The sequence below is a fragment of the Sphingobium sp. MK2 genome (assembly GCF_040170545.1).
Taxonomy (GTDB): Bacteria; Pseudomonadota; Alphaproteobacteria; order Sphingomonadales; family Sphingomonadaceae; genus Sphingobium.
The window spans coordinates 82,800-96,559 of the sequence record NZ_JAZDXA010000013.1 but is presented as its reverse complement, the minus strand read 5'-3'; the positions used below and the strand labels follow the sequence as shown (position 1 = coordinate 96,559).

The 13,760-nt window shown below is 60.5% G+C and carries 12 protein-coding genes; 4 read left to right on the top strand and 8 right to left on the bottom strand.

The window, feature by feature from the left end:
- Nucleotides 1-43 precede the first annotated feature (43 nt).
- Genes V2I08_RS08560 through V2I08_RS08550 form a run of 3 tightly spaced genes read right to left on the bottom strand, consistent with a single transcriptional unit; the run spans nt 44 to nt 2,779 of the window.
- A complete protein-coding gene (locus V2I08_RS08560; protein WP_349634710.1) occupies nt 44-1,285 on the bottom strand; it encodes a cyclopropane-fatty-acyl-phospholipid synthase family protein in 1,242 nt (413 codons plus the stop codon).
- Nucleotides 1,286-1,316: 31 nt separating this feature from the next.
- A complete protein-coding gene (locus V2I08_RS08555) occupies nt 1,317-2,063 on the bottom strand; it encodes a molybdopterin-binding protein (protein ID WP_349634709.1) in 747 nt (248 codons plus the stop codon).
- Nucleotides 2,060-2,779 carry a cytochrome b/b6 domain-containing protein gene (locus V2I08_RS08550; protein ID WP_349634708.1) on the bottom strand — a complete coding sequence of 240 codons (720 nt, stop codon included), beginning with the start codon at nt 2,777-2,779 and terminating at the stop codon, nt 2,060-2,062. The genes V2I08_RS08555 and V2I08_RS08550 overlap by 4 nt, the downstream gene beginning before the upstream one ends.
- Before the next feature lie 324 nt (nt 2,780-3,103).
- Between V2I08_RS08550 and V2I08_RS08545 the strand changes: the two genes are divergently transcribed.
- On the top strand, nt 3,104-3,610 hold the full coding sequence (locus V2I08_RS08545) for an outer membrane beta-barrel protein (protein ID WP_349634707.1): 507 nt from the start codon (nt 3,104-3,106) through the stop codon (nt 3,608-3,610).
- 84 nt (nt 3,611-3,694) lie between these two features.
- On the opposite strand, the gene V2I08_RS08540 is transcribed toward V2I08_RS08545, so the two are convergent.
- From V2I08_RS08540 to V2I08_RS08530, 3 genes are all read right to left on the bottom strand, one after another.
- Nucleotides 3,695-4,120, bottom strand: coding sequence for a hypothetical protein (locus V2I08_RS08540; protein ID WP_349634706.1), 426 nt, complete (start codon nt 4,118-4,120; stop codon nt 3,695-3,697).
- Nucleotides 4,121-4,206: 86 nt separating this feature from the next.
- Entirely contained in the window at nt 4,207-5,475 is a 1,269-nt protein-coding gene (gene rlmN / locus V2I08_RS08535) for a 23S rRNA (adenine(2503)-C(2))-methyltransferase RlmN (RefSeq protein ID WP_349634705.1), read from the bottom strand.
- Nucleotides 5,476-5,519: 44 nt separating this feature from the next.
- Complete coding sequence (locus V2I08_RS08530) at nt 5,520-6,008, bottom strand: hypothetical protein (RefSeq protein ID WP_349634704.1); 489 nt, start codon at nt 6,006-6,008, stop codon at nt 5,520-5,522.
- A 171-nt stretch (nt 6,009-6,179) separates the two neighbouring features.
- On the opposite strand from V2I08_RS08530, the gene dnaN reads away from it, so the two are divergent.
- The 3 genes from dnaN to V2I08_RS08515 all read left to right on the top strand — a co-directional run bounded on the left by dnaN (nt 6,180) and on the right by V2I08_RS08515 (nt 10,335).
- Complete coding sequence (dnaN, locus tag V2I08_RS08525) at nt 6,180-7,292, top strand: DNA polymerase III subunit beta (protein WP_349634703.1); 1,113 nt, start codon at nt 6,180-6,182, stop codon at nt 7,290-7,292.
- A 97-nt stretch (nt 7,293-7,389) separates the two neighbouring features.
- Nucleotides 7,390-10,014: an EAL domain-containing protein gene (locus tag V2I08_RS08520; RefSeq protein WP_349634702.1), complete on the top strand. Its 2,625-nt coding sequence runs from the start codon at nt 7,390-7,392 to the stop codon at nt 10,012-10,014.
- A gap of 114 nt (nt 10,015-10,128) precedes the next feature.
- Entirely contained in the window at nt 10,129-10,335 is a 207-nt protein-coding gene (locus V2I08_RS08515; protein WP_349634701.1) for a hypothetical protein, read from the top strand.
- 66 nt (nt 10,336-10,401) lie between these two features.
- On the opposite strand, the gene V2I08_RS08510 is transcribed toward V2I08_RS08515, so the two are convergent.
- Both V2I08_RS08510 and V2I08_RS08505 read right to left on the bottom strand, forming a co-directional pair.
- Nucleotides 10,402-10,824: a response regulator gene (locus V2I08_RS08510; RefSeq protein ID WP_349634700.1), complete on the bottom strand. Its 423-nt coding sequence runs from the start codon at nt 10,822-10,824 to the stop codon at nt 10,402-10,404.
- A 75-nt stretch (nt 10,825-10,899) separates the two neighbouring features.
- Complete coding sequence (locus V2I08_RS08505) at nt 10,900-13,671, bottom strand: TonB-dependent receptor (RefSeq protein WP_349634699.1); 2,772 nt, start codon at nt 13,669-13,671, stop codon at nt 10,900-10,902.
- Nucleotides 13,672-13,760: the final 89 nt, after the last annotated feature.

Sequence of the window (13,760 nt, the reverse complement as noted above, 5' to 3'; positions counted from 1 at the left end):
TTCGTCGGCTGAACGGTCAGAGAATGCTATTGTAATCCCTTATTCAGCGTCCTGCTAACGCCGTCTCGGCCTCCAGCATATAGTTGCGTGTAATAGGTAGTGCGCGTCGGTCCCGTGCATATTGGACCTGATAATTGACCATGCCACCATGTTCGAACACGGTCGCCGCCCCGGCGAGGTAGAAGGTCCACAAGCGGAAAAATCGCTCGTCATATAAGGCGACGATCTCCGCGCGATGCGCCATGGTCCGCTTATACCATTGGCGAATGGTCAGCCCATAATGGAGCCGCAACACCTCCACGTCGGTTACCATCAAGCGCGTATCCTCGCTGCCTGCGATCATTTCCGACAAGGCAGGAATATAGCCGCCGGGGAAAATATATTTCTGGGTGAAGGCATCGGTGACGCCGGGACCGCCCATCCGTCCGATCGCGTGGATCAACATGACGCCATCGGGAGCAAGCAGATCGCGGCAGGTACTGAAAAAGCTACGATAATGGGCCGTGCCGACATGTTCAAACATGCCAACAGACACGATCCGGTCAAAAGTACCAGACATGTCGCGATAGTCGATCAGTTCGAAGCGGACATGGTCGGCGACACCTGCATCCACTGCCCTTTGCCGTGCGACCTTGAGCTGTTCCTCCGACAAGGTGATACCCGTCACGTCCACGCCGCAGGTACGATGGAGATACAGCGCCATCCCGCCCCAGCCGCAGCCGATATCCAGAACCGTCATGCCCGGTTCCAGTCGCAGCTTGGCGGCAATATGTGCCTTCTTGTCCTCCTGCGCCTGCTCCAGGCTGATGCCGACCGCGTTTTCGCCATCGGGGAAATAAGCGCAGCTATACTGCCGGTCGCGGTCGAGGAAGAGCGCATAGAGCGCGCCGGAAAGATCATAATGATGGGCGACGTTCGCCTTCGACCGGGCCTTATGATTGGCGCGCCACAGCTTCTGTCTCACATTGCCCAGAGCGCGATTCAAAAAGCTTTTGGCGTCGATCGAGCGACCACTTTCCCAAGGGTTATTGGCCCGCACCATGGATATGAATTCCATGATGCCACCACCTTCTATGGCGATGCGGCCGTCGATCCAGGCTTCTGCCATGCCCAGGCGGGGATCGCGGACGATGTCAAAAGGGACGCGGCCATCCTGAAATCTTAGCGCCAGATCAGGAAAGGCCGGATCGGGTTGCCCCACGACAAAGCGCCGCCCGTTTGCATAAAATACCGTTAGCTGACCGCGTGTGATCAGCCGCCCCAATACCCGCTCAAACAGTTTCATCTTGTTACCTTGTCACCCCAGATGGCCTGCGTCAAATGCCCGCATACCAATCATAACCCGCATAATCCTCCCAAAAACCACCCTTCCCCTTGCCGATCCCGTCCAGCGTCGCGACCGCCTCTATTCCCATCAGATATTTGGCCTGCTTATAGCCAAGCTGCCGTTCGACACGCAGCCGCAAGGGTGCCCCATTGGCGACGGTCAGCGGCGCGTCGTTCAGCGCAAAAGCCAGGATGGTCTGAGGGTGAAAGGCGTCGATCAGGTCGATGCTTTCATAATAGGGGCGGCCGCCGCCCATGTCATCGGCGCAGCGGAACACGATATAGCGCGCCGTATCGCGCAACCGTGCGCCCTCCAGGATCGTGCGCAGCGGCACGCCGCGCCATTTGCCGATCGCGCTCCACCCCTCGACACAATCATGGCGTGTGATCTGTTCGCGATGCGGCAGAGTCCGTAGCTGGGCAAGCGAGAGGGAGAGCGGTCGTTCGACAAGGCCGGTCACCGCCAGTCGCCAATCGGCAAAGCCATTGCGCCACAGCGCCTTGTAGGCGGGCGTATTGGGGTTGGCGGTGCCATTGGCGCGGAATATCGGCGAAATCTGATCAGGGCGGAATTCCTGCGCAAGCGCGTCGCGGGCCATCAGGCTGCGCTGCGCCCAGCGACGGAAATTTTCGGCGGAGAAAAGCGCCTTTCGCACGCTGTCATGGCTGGCCAGCCGGTCGCAGCCGGTGAGCATTGCGCCAGCGCCCAGCAGCGCCATGCGGCGGGTCAGGATCATGGTCGTTCCTCCGGCACCCGGTATCGCCCGGTAAGCATGGACCGCACTTCGTTGATCGGTCCGGCCAGGATCACCATCAATATATGGACGATGAAAAATGCGGCCAGCGCGAAAGCGGCGATGAAATGCAGCGAGCGGGCCGATTGTCGCCCGCCGAACAGATCGACGAGCCAGGGCCATGCCGCATTCATGCCCGGTGCCATGGTCAGCCCGGTCAGAATGACCAACGGTAACAGGATGAAGATCACGCCGACATAGCTCGCCTTCTGTAGCACATTGTAGCGCAGCGCCGCTTGCCCCGTCGGGAACCGCAACCGGGCATGGTCCTTGATGTCCTGCCAGATGTGCCGAGGACGCAGATCATCGCGGCGGAACGCGAGGTCGCGGGTCACATGGCGGTTGGCGAGGCTCCAGAGCATGTAGAACAGCAGCGCAAAGGCAAAGATCGGTGCTGCAGTCAGATGCCAGTGGCGCGACATCGCGAGGTTATAGAGGCCCGGCAAGGTGATCCAGCCGGGAAACCGCTCCAGCTCAAGCCAGGCATGGTCGAAATTCGCGCCATATTGGCCCCAATAGAGCCGGGGATGGGCGTTGAAGATGCCAAGGCCACTGGTGAACAGGACATAGAGCAGCGCGGCGTTCAACCAATGCCACAACCGGGTCGAAAGCCGATGGCGCTTGACTGCGATGCCGTCGGTGGGAGTGGGGCTATCCATCGGGGCAGGCTAACGCCTTTTTCGGTGAAAATCCACGGCACCTGCATGACAGTCGGCACCAACGCCGACAACTGCCGAATGTCACACTTTTGCAACATAAATCAAGAATCATGACCACGTACAATCCAGCCCCTTTGCAAATCAGCATGGCGCACCTAGATGGCAATCACGCGATGCCGATGCGGTTCGCGTCCATGATCGCTAAAAATAAAAGCGATCACGGTCAGGATAAACTTGGCGTATATGGCGCCATGAAATCTTCGCATCGAACCAGATAGTCTGACGACAACCTATGTCAGACAATATAATAATATCGAGGAATTTATGAAGACTGTGATTTTCGCAGCCATTGCTGCTGCCACCATTGCGACCCCTGCCATCGCTCAGGACGCTGCACCCTTCACCGGGCCGCGCGCTGGCGTCACCATGGGCTATGACAAATTCGATGGTGAGGAAGGTTTCGCCTATGGCGTCACCGCAGGCTATGATCTGGCCCTCGCACCCCGCGTCACTGGCGGCGTTGAAGTCAGCCTTGGCGACACGACCGTAGACGGTGCCGGTGTCGACGCCAGCCGTGACCTGGCGGCCTCGCTGCGGCTGGGCTTCGTCGCCACGCCGCGCGTCCTCGCGTTCGGCAGGGTTGGCTATGCCTCGACCCGCATCGAGACGCTTGGCGTGGGTGCCGCATTCGAAGGTGTCCGCTTCGGGGGCGGTCTGGAATTCGCCGCGACCCCATCGACCTATATCTCGGCCGAATATCAGCGCACCGAATATGAGCAGAATATCGGTGGCCGTGACGCGGCGATGGTCGGCGTCGGCTTCCGCTTCTAATCAGCGAACCCCTTGCGACAGAAGAAAGAGCGGTCCTGCGAAGGGCCGCTCTTTTTTGTTTCGGCCGTTCGACAGGGGGTTGGGTCAGATCTGCGGCAGCGGTTGGATGTCCGGTGCCACCCATGCTCTTCGCGCCGCCGCAGACATCAGCTTTTCGCGCGACCAATAGGCAAACGGCCAATCCTTGCTTGCCAGCGATGATGCCATCAATGCGGCAAAGGCGCATGAAAGCGATCCATCGCGTGGCAATTCCGCCAGCAAGACGCGGGTCATATGCAACGATGCCTGCGTGATCGTCTCATGATAGCCCTGCGTGTCGCTATTCACCCCGCCCACGCTCTCATTATAGCGTCGGATCATCGCGGGCATGTCGCGTTCCGAGTCGACGTCGGCGCGCCTCAGGATCAGCCAGAGCGCGGTGGCGAAGTGCGCGCCATGGGTCCATGCGGCCTTGGGCAGGGTGCAATCGCAAAAGCCCGTCGCCAGCCGTTCGATCTCGTCATCGGTCATCGCCATTCCCCCCAAAGAAAAACCCCGCCGGATCAGGGCGGGGCTATCGTCTCGCGCCGCAACGGGCGCGCATTACAGGCTCCGCTTCATCCGAGCGCCGCTTGCTTTTCCGCTGCCAGCCGGTCGAGTTCGGCCCGGCTCTTCTTCTCGCTCGCCGACTTCAACTGGCCGCAGGCCGCCATGATATCGCGCCCGCGCGGGGTGCGGACCGGCGCGGAAATCCCGCCTTCGAACACTATCGAACTGAACGCGCGGATGCGATCGGGCGTCGAACATGCATAGTCACTGCCCGGCCAGGGATTGAACGGGATCAGATTGACCTTGGCGGGCAGCTTATATTTGCGCAGCAGCCGCACCAGCTCGCGCGCATCCTCGTCGCTGTCATTCTTGTCGCGGATCATCACATATTCAAAGGTGATGCGCCGGGCATTGCTCGCCTTGGGATAGTCGGCGCAGGCCTGCAGCAGCTCCTCGATCCCATATTTCTTGTTGAGCGGCACCAGCTCGTCACGCACGTCCTTGGTCACGGCATGGAGCGACACGGCCAGGTTCACGCCGATCTCCTCGCTCGCGCGCGCCATCATCGGAATGACGCCGCTGGTCGACAGCGTGATGCGGCGGCGCGAAAGCGCGAGGCCATCGCCGTCCATCACGACCTTGAGCGCATCGCGGACATGCTCGAAATTATAGAGCGGCTCGCCCATGCCCATCATCACGATGTTGGTCAGCATCCGCCCGTCGGGCGAATATTGCGGCGCATCCTCGTCTTCGTCGTCCGCCACCGCGACGGCACTGCCCATATTGCCCTTGGGCCATTCGCCCAGCGCATCGCGCGCCAGCATGACCTGGCCGACAATCTCGCCCGGCGTCAGATTGCGCACCAGCCGCATCGTGCCGGTATGGCAGAAACGGCAGTTCAGCGTGCAGCCGACCTGGCTCGACACGCACAGCGTTCCCCGATCCGCATCGGGGATGAAGACCATTTCATAATCCTGCCCATCGTCCGAGCGGAGCAGCCATTTGCGGGTACCGTCGTTGGAAACTTGCGCCTCCACCACCTCCGGGCGACCGACGACGAAGCGCTCGGCCATCCAGCCGCGCATGGGCTTGGCGAGGTCCGTCATGGCCTCAAAATCGGTTTCACCACGATGATAGAGCCAGTGGAATAGCTGCTTGGCGCGCAATTTGGCCGCCTTCACGTCCAGTCCTGCCTCCTCTAGCACGGCCTTGATCTGCGGGCGCGACAGGCCGAGCAGGTCGGTGCGGCCATCCGCGCGCGGCGTGACGGCGCGGGGCACGGGCACAGGATCGATAAGGCCGGGAATCGGCATGACAAGGTTGGCGGCTGATTGCATAGCCGCGCCCATAGTCGATTTTCACAAAATGTGAAAGCATGCGCCTATCGCACCCGCGCGCAGCCCAGCGCCGCCGCGTCGATCGCCGTCGCGGCACCCCGCAGCGCGTAGCTATCGACAAAGGCGCGGCCCTGCGCGTCGATGCTTTGCACGCTCATGCTGCTGGCCGATCGCATGGCCGCGATAATCGCCGCATCGCCGCGCGCGTCGGCAGCCCAGGCATCAACCTTGCCCGCGACCAAGGAAAATCGGCGCTCGCCCACGCCTAGCGTCACCGGCGCCTTGTCCGACCGGGCGCGGCTCAGGCGCAGGTGAATTTGCCCGCGCACCCGCTGACGGGGCCAGGTGGCGACGGAAGCAAAGCCCTTCCCGCTCCGTCCGCCGCGCGCCATTGATTGCGCGATGGCGTAGCAGCGGGGCGTCGCGGGGTCGCGGAACGCGCCCCAGCCCTCGAATATTCCCAGAGACTCACGCGCGGCGACTGGACTTGTCGTCAGGAACAGGGAAATCAGCAAGAAGAGGACGGCGCGCATCTTACGGGCAAAGCCCAACCTGTCTCCATTTGCAACCCCGACCCGGACGAAAGGGCTGAGCGAGTGCTTGCCCAAGCCGCAACAGCGGTTATGAAGAACCATCCATCATTGTCGCCGGGATTCGATCGAATCTTGGCTATCGGCTTAAAAAGAAACGGACAGAACAGGGACATGAAGGCCACCATCGAACGCGCAACGCTCCTCAAGAGCCTAAGCCACGTCCAGTCGGTGGTTGAGCGCCGGAATACCATCCCAATCCTGTCCAACGTGTTGATCGAAGCATCGGCCGATGGCGCGATCAAGCTGATGGCAACCGACCTCGACCTACAGATCGTGGACAGCATCGCCGCACAAGTCGAGCAGCCCGGTGCCACCACGATTTCGGCGCACACATTGTTCGACATCGCCCGCAAATTGCCCGAAGGCAGCCAGGTTTCGCTACAGGCGGCCGAGGGCAAGATGCTGATCCAGGCCGGACGCGCGCGCTTCAATCTGTCCACCCTGCCGCGCGACGACTTTCCCGTCATTGCCGAGGGCGAACTACCGACCAGCTTCGAACTGCCGGCCGAGACATTGAAGCAGATCATCGACAAGACACGCTTTGCGATCTCGACCGAAGAGACGCGCTATTATCTGAATGGCATCTATTTCCACGTAGCCGACGATGGCCAGCCGGTCTTGCGCGCAGCGGCGACCGATGGACACCGCCTGGCCCGCATCACCGTGCCGCGGCCCGATGGTGCAGATGGGATGCCCGGCATCATCATCCCGCGCAAATGCATCGCTGAATTGCGCAAACTGCTCGATGAGGTCGATGGCTCGGTCCAGATCGCCCTGTCAGCGAGCAAGATCCGCTTCGGCCTTGGCAGCGCGATCCTGACCAGCAAGCTGATCGATGGCACCTTCCCCGACTATAGCCGCGTCATTCCGACAGCGAATGATAAGCTGCTCAAGATCGACCCGCGCGGCTTCGAAGAAGGGGTCGACCGTGTTGCCACGATTGCCACGGAAAAGACCCGCGCCGTGAAGATGAGCCTGGATCGCGACAAGATTACTTTGTCAGTCACCAGCCCGGAAAACGGCACAGCGGCAGAAGAGGTGCCCGGTGCCTTCCAGGGCGAAGGGTTCGATATCGGCTTCAATGCCCGGTATCTGCTCGACATTCTGGGGCAGATAGACAGCGATTTGGTCGAACTGCATCTGGCCGACGCCGCCGCACCGACATTGATCCGGGAGAATGACGCCAGTCCCGCGCTCTATGTACTCATGCCGATGCGTGTCTGATTGTCGGCGCTACTGCCGGGCCTAATGACGTAATCTTACGATTGCGAGAGGTCTGGCAGTAAGCCTCTGTCAACGACTTCTGTCTATTGTCTCGCGCATGATCCCATTGCGCGCTTCCCTGTCCGATCCTTCATCGCGACCCATGACGTTGATGGTCACGCTGGGCTTAACCGAAAGTGGAACGGAAGTCGCTGCGTCGTGGATATCGGGTGCCTTCGGCCCGATCGCGCGTCTATGGCCCCTCATCCTGCTGGCCAAGATTTGCGTCGTCAATCTTCTCCATATCCCCTTCTATCAGGTGGGAAATGGCGCTCAGGCTTCAATTCTGGCCGTCATGCTGCTGGCGGACGGCGCATTGATGATCGCGCCGCGACAAGCGGTGTTTCGGACGCTCAAGCCGCACATCCAGAATTGGCTGATGTTGCTGATGGTGTTCGTATCGGGCCTTTGCTTCAGCCTTTGGCTGTGGATAGGGCAGGAGCCGGTGGCCGCGTCCAATATTATTTTTCTGGCAACGGTGCCCGAACTGGCGGTTGCGCTATTGGCCGTCTGCATTTTTGGTGACCGGCGCCTTTTGGGGATCGGCTATTTTCTGGGCCTGTTGCTGGTTTCGATGATTGAAAATAGTAGCGTGACGCAGGTTGGCCTGCTGATTTGCTGTGTGATCGTAATGGCGATCGCAACCGTTCGACAGGCACGGGTCGACCGTGAACAGGCCATTGAACGCCATCGGCAGGATCTGCGCGCACAGCGGTCGGACCGTTTGCTGCTGGAGCATGAGCGCACGGGGCGGGGCTGGTTCTGGGAAACCGACCGACATGGATGCCTGACCTATATTTCCGATACATTGGCGCAAACACTCGATGCGCGCGAGGGTGCACTGATCGGGCGGCCCATGACGGAAATCATCAGACCAAGTGACAAGCAGCAGGGTGATGGCGAGCGCACGCTTGGCTTTCACCTGTCGGCCCGGACGGGCTTTTCGGATCTGTCCGTTTGTGCCGCGATGGCGCAGGAAGAGCGCTGGTGGTCAATCTCCGGCCAGCCGGTGTTCAACGAATATGGCCAGTTTCATGGCTTTCGCGGCAGCGGCACGGACCTGACGGAGATGCGCCGCAGCCAGGCAGAAGTAACCCGCCTTGCCCGGTTCGATTCGCTGACGGGCCTCGCCAATCGCATTCAGATGCTCAGTTCACTGGAGCAGGCGGTCGCCGGCTGCCCCGGCAAGCCTGGCGACTGCGCGTTGATGATGCTGGACCTTGATCGGTTCAAGATGGTCAACGACACGCTGGGCCACCCTGCTGGTGACACCCTGCTGCGTCAGGTCAGCCAACGCCTGCAACGCGCCGTAGGCACGAAAGGACTGGTCGGCCGCCAGGGTGGCGACGAGTTCAAGATATTGCTGCCAGGTCGCCATGATCGGGATGCCTTGGCCCTGTTGGCGCAATCCATCATCAACATGGTGGCCCAGCCTTATTCGATCGAAGGCAATGCCGTGGTCATCGGCGTGTCCATTGGTATATCCTGTGCGCCGCAGGATGGGGTTACAGCCGACGCGCTGATCCGCAACGCCGATCTGGCGCTCTATGCTGCCAAAGGCGACGGGCGCGGCATTCATCGCTTCTATTCCTCGGAAATGCATGCCGACGCGGAAGATCGCCGACGCCTGGAACAGGATTTGCGCCATGCGCTCGCCTGTGACGGCCTGCATCTGGCCTATCAGCCTGTCGTGTCGCTGCGCACCGATCAGATTACGGGATATGAGGCACTCCTGCGCTGGATACATCCTGACCGCGGCCCCATTTCGCCGGCCCTGTTCATTCCCATTGCCGAAGACAGCGGGATGATCAGCCAGATCGGTGAATGGGTGATACACACAGCCTGCCGGGATGCGGCCCAATGGGATGAAGATATCCGTGTTGCGGTCAATGTTTCGCCGACGCAATTTGCCAATCCCGGCTTTCCTTCGACGGTGATGAACGCCTTGGCGGCATCGCAACTCGCACCGGGACGGCTTGAGCTGGAGATTACCGAAAGCGTCTTCCTCAACGACGATGATGGCACTGACGCCATGTTCGCGCGATTGAAGGCTTTGGGCGTGCGATTGGCGCTCGACGATTTCGGGACCGGCTATTCCTCGCTTGGCTATTTGAAGAAGGCCCCGTTCGACAAGATCAAGATCGACCAGAGTTTCGTGCGCGGGGCGGCTATTAAAGGCAGCCGCAATAGCGCGATCATCAAGGCGATTGTCAGTCTTGCCGAGGCACTGGGCATGGACACAACGGCAGAAGGCGCCGAAACCCAGGATGAACTCGCGCTTATCCGCCAACTGGGGTGCAGCCATGTCCAAGGCTATATCTATGGGCGCCCCATGCCTTTCGCCGACGTGATCGCCAACCATAACAAGCATGGCGTTACCGTATTGATGGACGGCTTCAAATCCAGTCGGCCCGATCGCAAAACCATGTTGCGAACCGTTGCCATTCACCATGAGGGCCATATCTATACGGGTCGTGTGCGCAACATCTCGGCTACGGGCGCGCTGATTGAAGGATTGTGGAATGTTCCGCTGGGCACTTTGTTCGCGATAGAATTGGCCGAAGGCTATTCGGTAAACGCAACCGCCCGTTGGTCGAGGGAAGACCGGATGGGGGTGGAATTTGCAGGCAAGGTCGATCTGACGGCCCTGCGCAGCTATTCCAAGGCAACTGCATCCGGGTGAAGAGACTTTCTCGCTAAACGATTGGCCTAGCAACAAAATTTCACAAATTTGTGGAGGAACACAGACAGGAGGCGTCAATTATTCTCCGCGGGTAAACTCAATGGAGAATATGTAATGCGCAATCCTGGTGATGATGAAGCAAAGCGTCCGGCAAGCCATAATCATGCAATCGGAAGCCGTGCAATATTGGGCTTGGCGATCGTCCTGGGTATCGCAACGTTGAGCGCTTATTATATTTCTGGCAAGGAAAGTCCGGTCCAGCCTGCCAATGGTGCGGCCCAGGCCATGGCGCTCGCCAGTTCAAAATCGTCTACGCGCTAGCCATCTGACGCGCAAAAAGGGGGCGAAGCTACCCGCTTCGTCCCCTTTCCTCTCCCTATGCCTGGCTTAAGCCGCAATCGCCACAGGCTCGACCTGCGTCTCAATCATACCCCGCGACACCGCCTTGATGAGTGTAACGAAGCGGGTCGCCTCGCGCACGATCATCGCCTTGTTGAAGCAGGCGGCCGCTCCCCGATCCATCGCCTCGGCAACAATCGGCGCGCCTTCCCGCATCAGGCTGGACAACATGATGACCGGGCATGGCTCCATATCCATGATTTCGTCGAGGATCGCCATGCCGTCCTTGCCCGGCATGGCGATATCCAGCGTCACGACATCGGGCTTTTCCAACCGAATCATGTCGATCGCTTCCTCGCCATTGCGCGCGATGCCGACGACCTGAACCCGGCGGTCACGTTCCAACAGCGTCTCGATCATCGCCCTGATGGTGAGCGAATCATCGACAACCACAATCCTGATCGGCTTCATCCGTTGTCTCCCGAACCTTTGATATGGATCATAACGGCGGGGCAACGACGGACTTTAACTGTAGCTAACGACAATTTAACTACGCGGGCGACTGCCACCTGCGAAATTGGGGAAAAACAGCTTGCGGAAGCTCACCGATATGGTGCGACCAAGCGGGTCGAGATAGCCGGGTTGATAGCGTAGCGGGGTCATGCCGGTGGCATCGGTCACTTCGCGGCGTTGATTGAAGATATTGTCGATGCCGATCGACATTCGTGCCCCACGCAGGAACGGCATGTCCTTCACCAGCATCGGCATCTGTCCCAGATTGGCGAACAGGCGCAAATTGGCTGTGGCGAGGCTACCGAAGTTCAGCCGGGAACTCCCGCCCGGCGTGCCGCTCAATGCGCCATCGACGTGGGTCCCGCTTTCCCAATCGATGCCCAGCCGCGCGCCGATGCCGTTATTCGTATAACCGATCCGCGCATCGATCTCATGCCGAGGCTGTCCGCCCGCCGAGCCAGTGGCGTCGCCGTTGAGAAGGTCGAGTTGGGGGACGCCGGGCGCAATGTCGATGCTCTCGGTCAGGTGCCAGCTATGGTATAGGCTGAAACTGATCCGACCACCGCCCTGCCCGCCACCGCGTCCGCCGCCAAAGCCGCCGCCGCGCGGACCGGATGGGCGCCCGCCCTCAGGCCCTGCGCCTCGTTCGCCGCGCGGTTGATCGGCACCGTCAGCACCCGGAGCACGCTGAGGCCGGTTTCCGAACAAGGCTTGCAATTCAGGCGGCCGGTCTTCAGCTTTGCCGCCTGAAGCACGCCAGGCTTCCACGAGTTTCTGAACACGCGACTTGATCGGGATCGACAGGTCGATGCCCCAGCGCAACTGCTCGCTCTGCGAGCGGAGAAAATTGATCGGCCGGGCATCGATCTGAAGAAGGCTACCGTCCACGTCGCGCAAAAATCGTTGAGGGAAGGCCGCCTCAAGCGCCGGGGTCGGCGTCGGAAAAGCCGCGATCGGATTGGTCGTGCGGCTGTTGAGATAGGTAGCGGTCAACGTCAGATTGGGCCTTTCGAAGGGCTTTACCCTCGCCGACAGGCGGAACTGGTCGCGCACGCTTTCGCGCAGCGTCGCGCTGCCGCCCGACAATTGGGTGACGAACACACTTTGTCCGGTCGCATAGTCGAAGACCGAAATATTGGGCGTGGCGATGAGGGGGTCGTTGATCTGCGCACCCGTGGGCACTGCGCGATCCTGATTAGCTGATGCCAGCACTTGTATCGCCTTCACCGGCTCCCAACGCAGGCCATAGCCCAATGTCGAAAGCGTCCCGAAATCCGAATAATGTTGCGCTGCTGCGTTCAGGTTGATGCTGATGTCGCCCACAGCGCCCAGCACATCTTTTGACCGGCTGGTGATGGGCAGGTCCAGGCTCAACTGACCGCTGCCAATCTCCCGGCTATAACTGGTCTCGCTCTCGACGCCCGATCGGGTCGAGCGGCTGTCAAAGCCGTTTGCAGACCCACCGATCTTGATCGACGTCGTCACTTCACCGGCAGGGAGGTCGAACAGGGTACCACTGAGCAACAAGTCACCCTGTAGGGCCTGACTTTTCGCCCGCGCCCGGTCGGACAGCCGCGTGGCGATCAGGTCGGGCGTGACGCTGCCATAGGGATTGACGCTGGCGTCTCCGGCATCGAGGGCGGCCTGAATCGGCCCGCTATCCACGCCGCGGTCGGTGCGGGTGCGGGTGATCGACAGGTCACCATTGCCGGTGAAGGACCATTGCCAGCCGCGCCCCAACTGGCCGTTCAGCGTCAGCCCGATATGCGCCGTGGTGCCGCGTATCTGCTGCTCCAAGGCCCCGGCCTGCGCCAGATAGCGATAGAGCGTCGTGTCGCCTGCGAACGGAGAGAAAGGACTGCCGCCCGGCAGCGTCAGCGCGTTCGCCGACAGGCCTTGCAACGAATCATTCTCCGACAGCTCCAACCGCCCGTTGAGCGTGGCGGTCACCCCGCCCAGTGCGCGCGCCAGCGTGGCGTTGGCGGAAAAATTCTCCGTCTCCGGGCTAAGCGTACGATAGCGCGTAAGGTCACTAACGCTGGTGAGGTTCGCGCCTGCGACGAAATCATCAAGGCCGGGTGCGACGGATGCCGCACTACCGGGCACCGTTGCCACTGTAACGCTTTGCCCGACCGACGCCGAAAGCGCCGGGTCGATCTCATTGCCCAAAATCGGGGCGGTAATGTTTCCGCCGAGCGAATAGGGGCGGCCAGGCGCAGTAGGAACTATGCCTCGCTCATCCTCCAGCAGGGCAGCGGCGCGGCTATATTTGAGGTTCAAGGTGAAGCGATTGTCGCCCTGAATACGCAGCATTCCGGCCTCTACCTGGCCATTTTCGCGTCCGCCCTGCGTCGTCACCCCCGCGCGTACTTCGCCCGTTTCCGCGCGGAACCGCTCGCGCAAAACGATATTCACCACCTTTTGCGTAGGCGCATAGCCATAGGAGAGCGCGACCTGCTCGGGCAAGATTTCAACCCGCGACACCGCCTCGGAGGGAATGTCCTGAATTTCCGAGAAGCTGGAAATACGCTTGCCATTCAAGAGGATGACCGGCGAGCCATTGGTCTGCGGCGACAATTCGCTGATCATTTCCGAAATGGACGTGACGCCCAGTGCGCGCACATCAGCGGCGGACAAGCTCTGTTCGGGCTCAATATTGCCGATCACCGACCCGCGGAGAACCTGGCCGGTGACGATGATTTCCTCGCCCTCTCCATCGTCCATCTGCGCTGGTGCCGTACGGGGCGAAACTTCCTGCGCCATCAGCGCGGCGGGCGCTGCGCCCCAGAAAAATGAAATGAACATTATGGACGTGGAAAACCGCACGAAAACCCCCAAAAATCAAACCGGATGCTGATGCATGATTAGCCGTCAATTGTCTCAGGACTCTGGCA

Excerpts from the sequence above, each read along its gene's own strand:
- V2I08_RS08520 (WP_349634702.1), top strand. The coding sequence starts at position 7,390 with ATGATCCCATTGCGCGCTTCCCTGTCCGATCCTTCATCGCGACCCATG.
- V2I08_RS08505 (WP_349634699.1), bottom strand. The coding sequence starts at position 13,671 with ATGTTCATTTCATTTTTCTGGGGCGCAGCGCCCGCCGCGCTGATGGCG.
- V2I08_RS08540 (WP_349634706.1), bottom strand. The coding sequence starts at position 4,120 with ATGACCGATGACGAGATCGAACGGCTGGCGACGGGCTTTTGCGATTGC.
- V2I08_RS08555 (WP_349634709.1), bottom strand. The coding sequence starts at position 2,063 with ATGATCCTGACCCGCCGCATGGCGCTGCTGGGCGCTGGCGCAATGCTC.
- V2I08_RS08530 (WP_349634704.1), bottom strand. The coding sequence starts at position 6,008 with ATGCGCGCCGTCCTCTTCTTGCTGATTTCCCTGTTCCTGACGACAAGT.
- V2I08_RS08560 (WP_349634710.1), bottom strand. The coding sequence starts at position 1,285 with ATGAAACTGTTTGAGCGGGTATTGGGGCGGCTGATCACACGCGGTCAG.
- rlmN (WP_349634705.1), bottom strand. The coding sequence starts at position 5,475 with ATGCAATCAGCCGCCAACCTTGTCATGCCGATTCCCGGCCTTATCGAT.
- V2I08_RS08510 (WP_349634700.1), bottom strand. The coding sequence starts at position 10,824 with ATGAAGCCGATCAGGATTGTGGTTGTCGATGATTCGCTCACCATCAGG.
- V2I08_RS08515 (WP_349634701.1), top strand. The coding sequence starts at position 10,129 with ATGCGCAATCCTGGTGATGATGAAGCAAAGCGTCCGGCAAGCCATAAT.
- V2I08_RS08550 (WP_349634708.1), bottom strand. The coding sequence starts at position 2,779 with ATGGATAGCCCCACTCCCACCGACGGCATCGCAGTCAAGCGCCATCGG.
- V2I08_RS08545 (WP_349634707.1), top strand. The coding sequence starts at position 3,104 with ATGAAGACTGTGATTTTCGCAGCCATTGCTGCTGCCACCATTGCGACC.
- dnaN (WP_349634703.1), top strand. The coding sequence starts at position 6,180 with ATGAAGGCCACCATCGAACGCGCAACGCTCCTCAAGAGCCTAAGCCAC.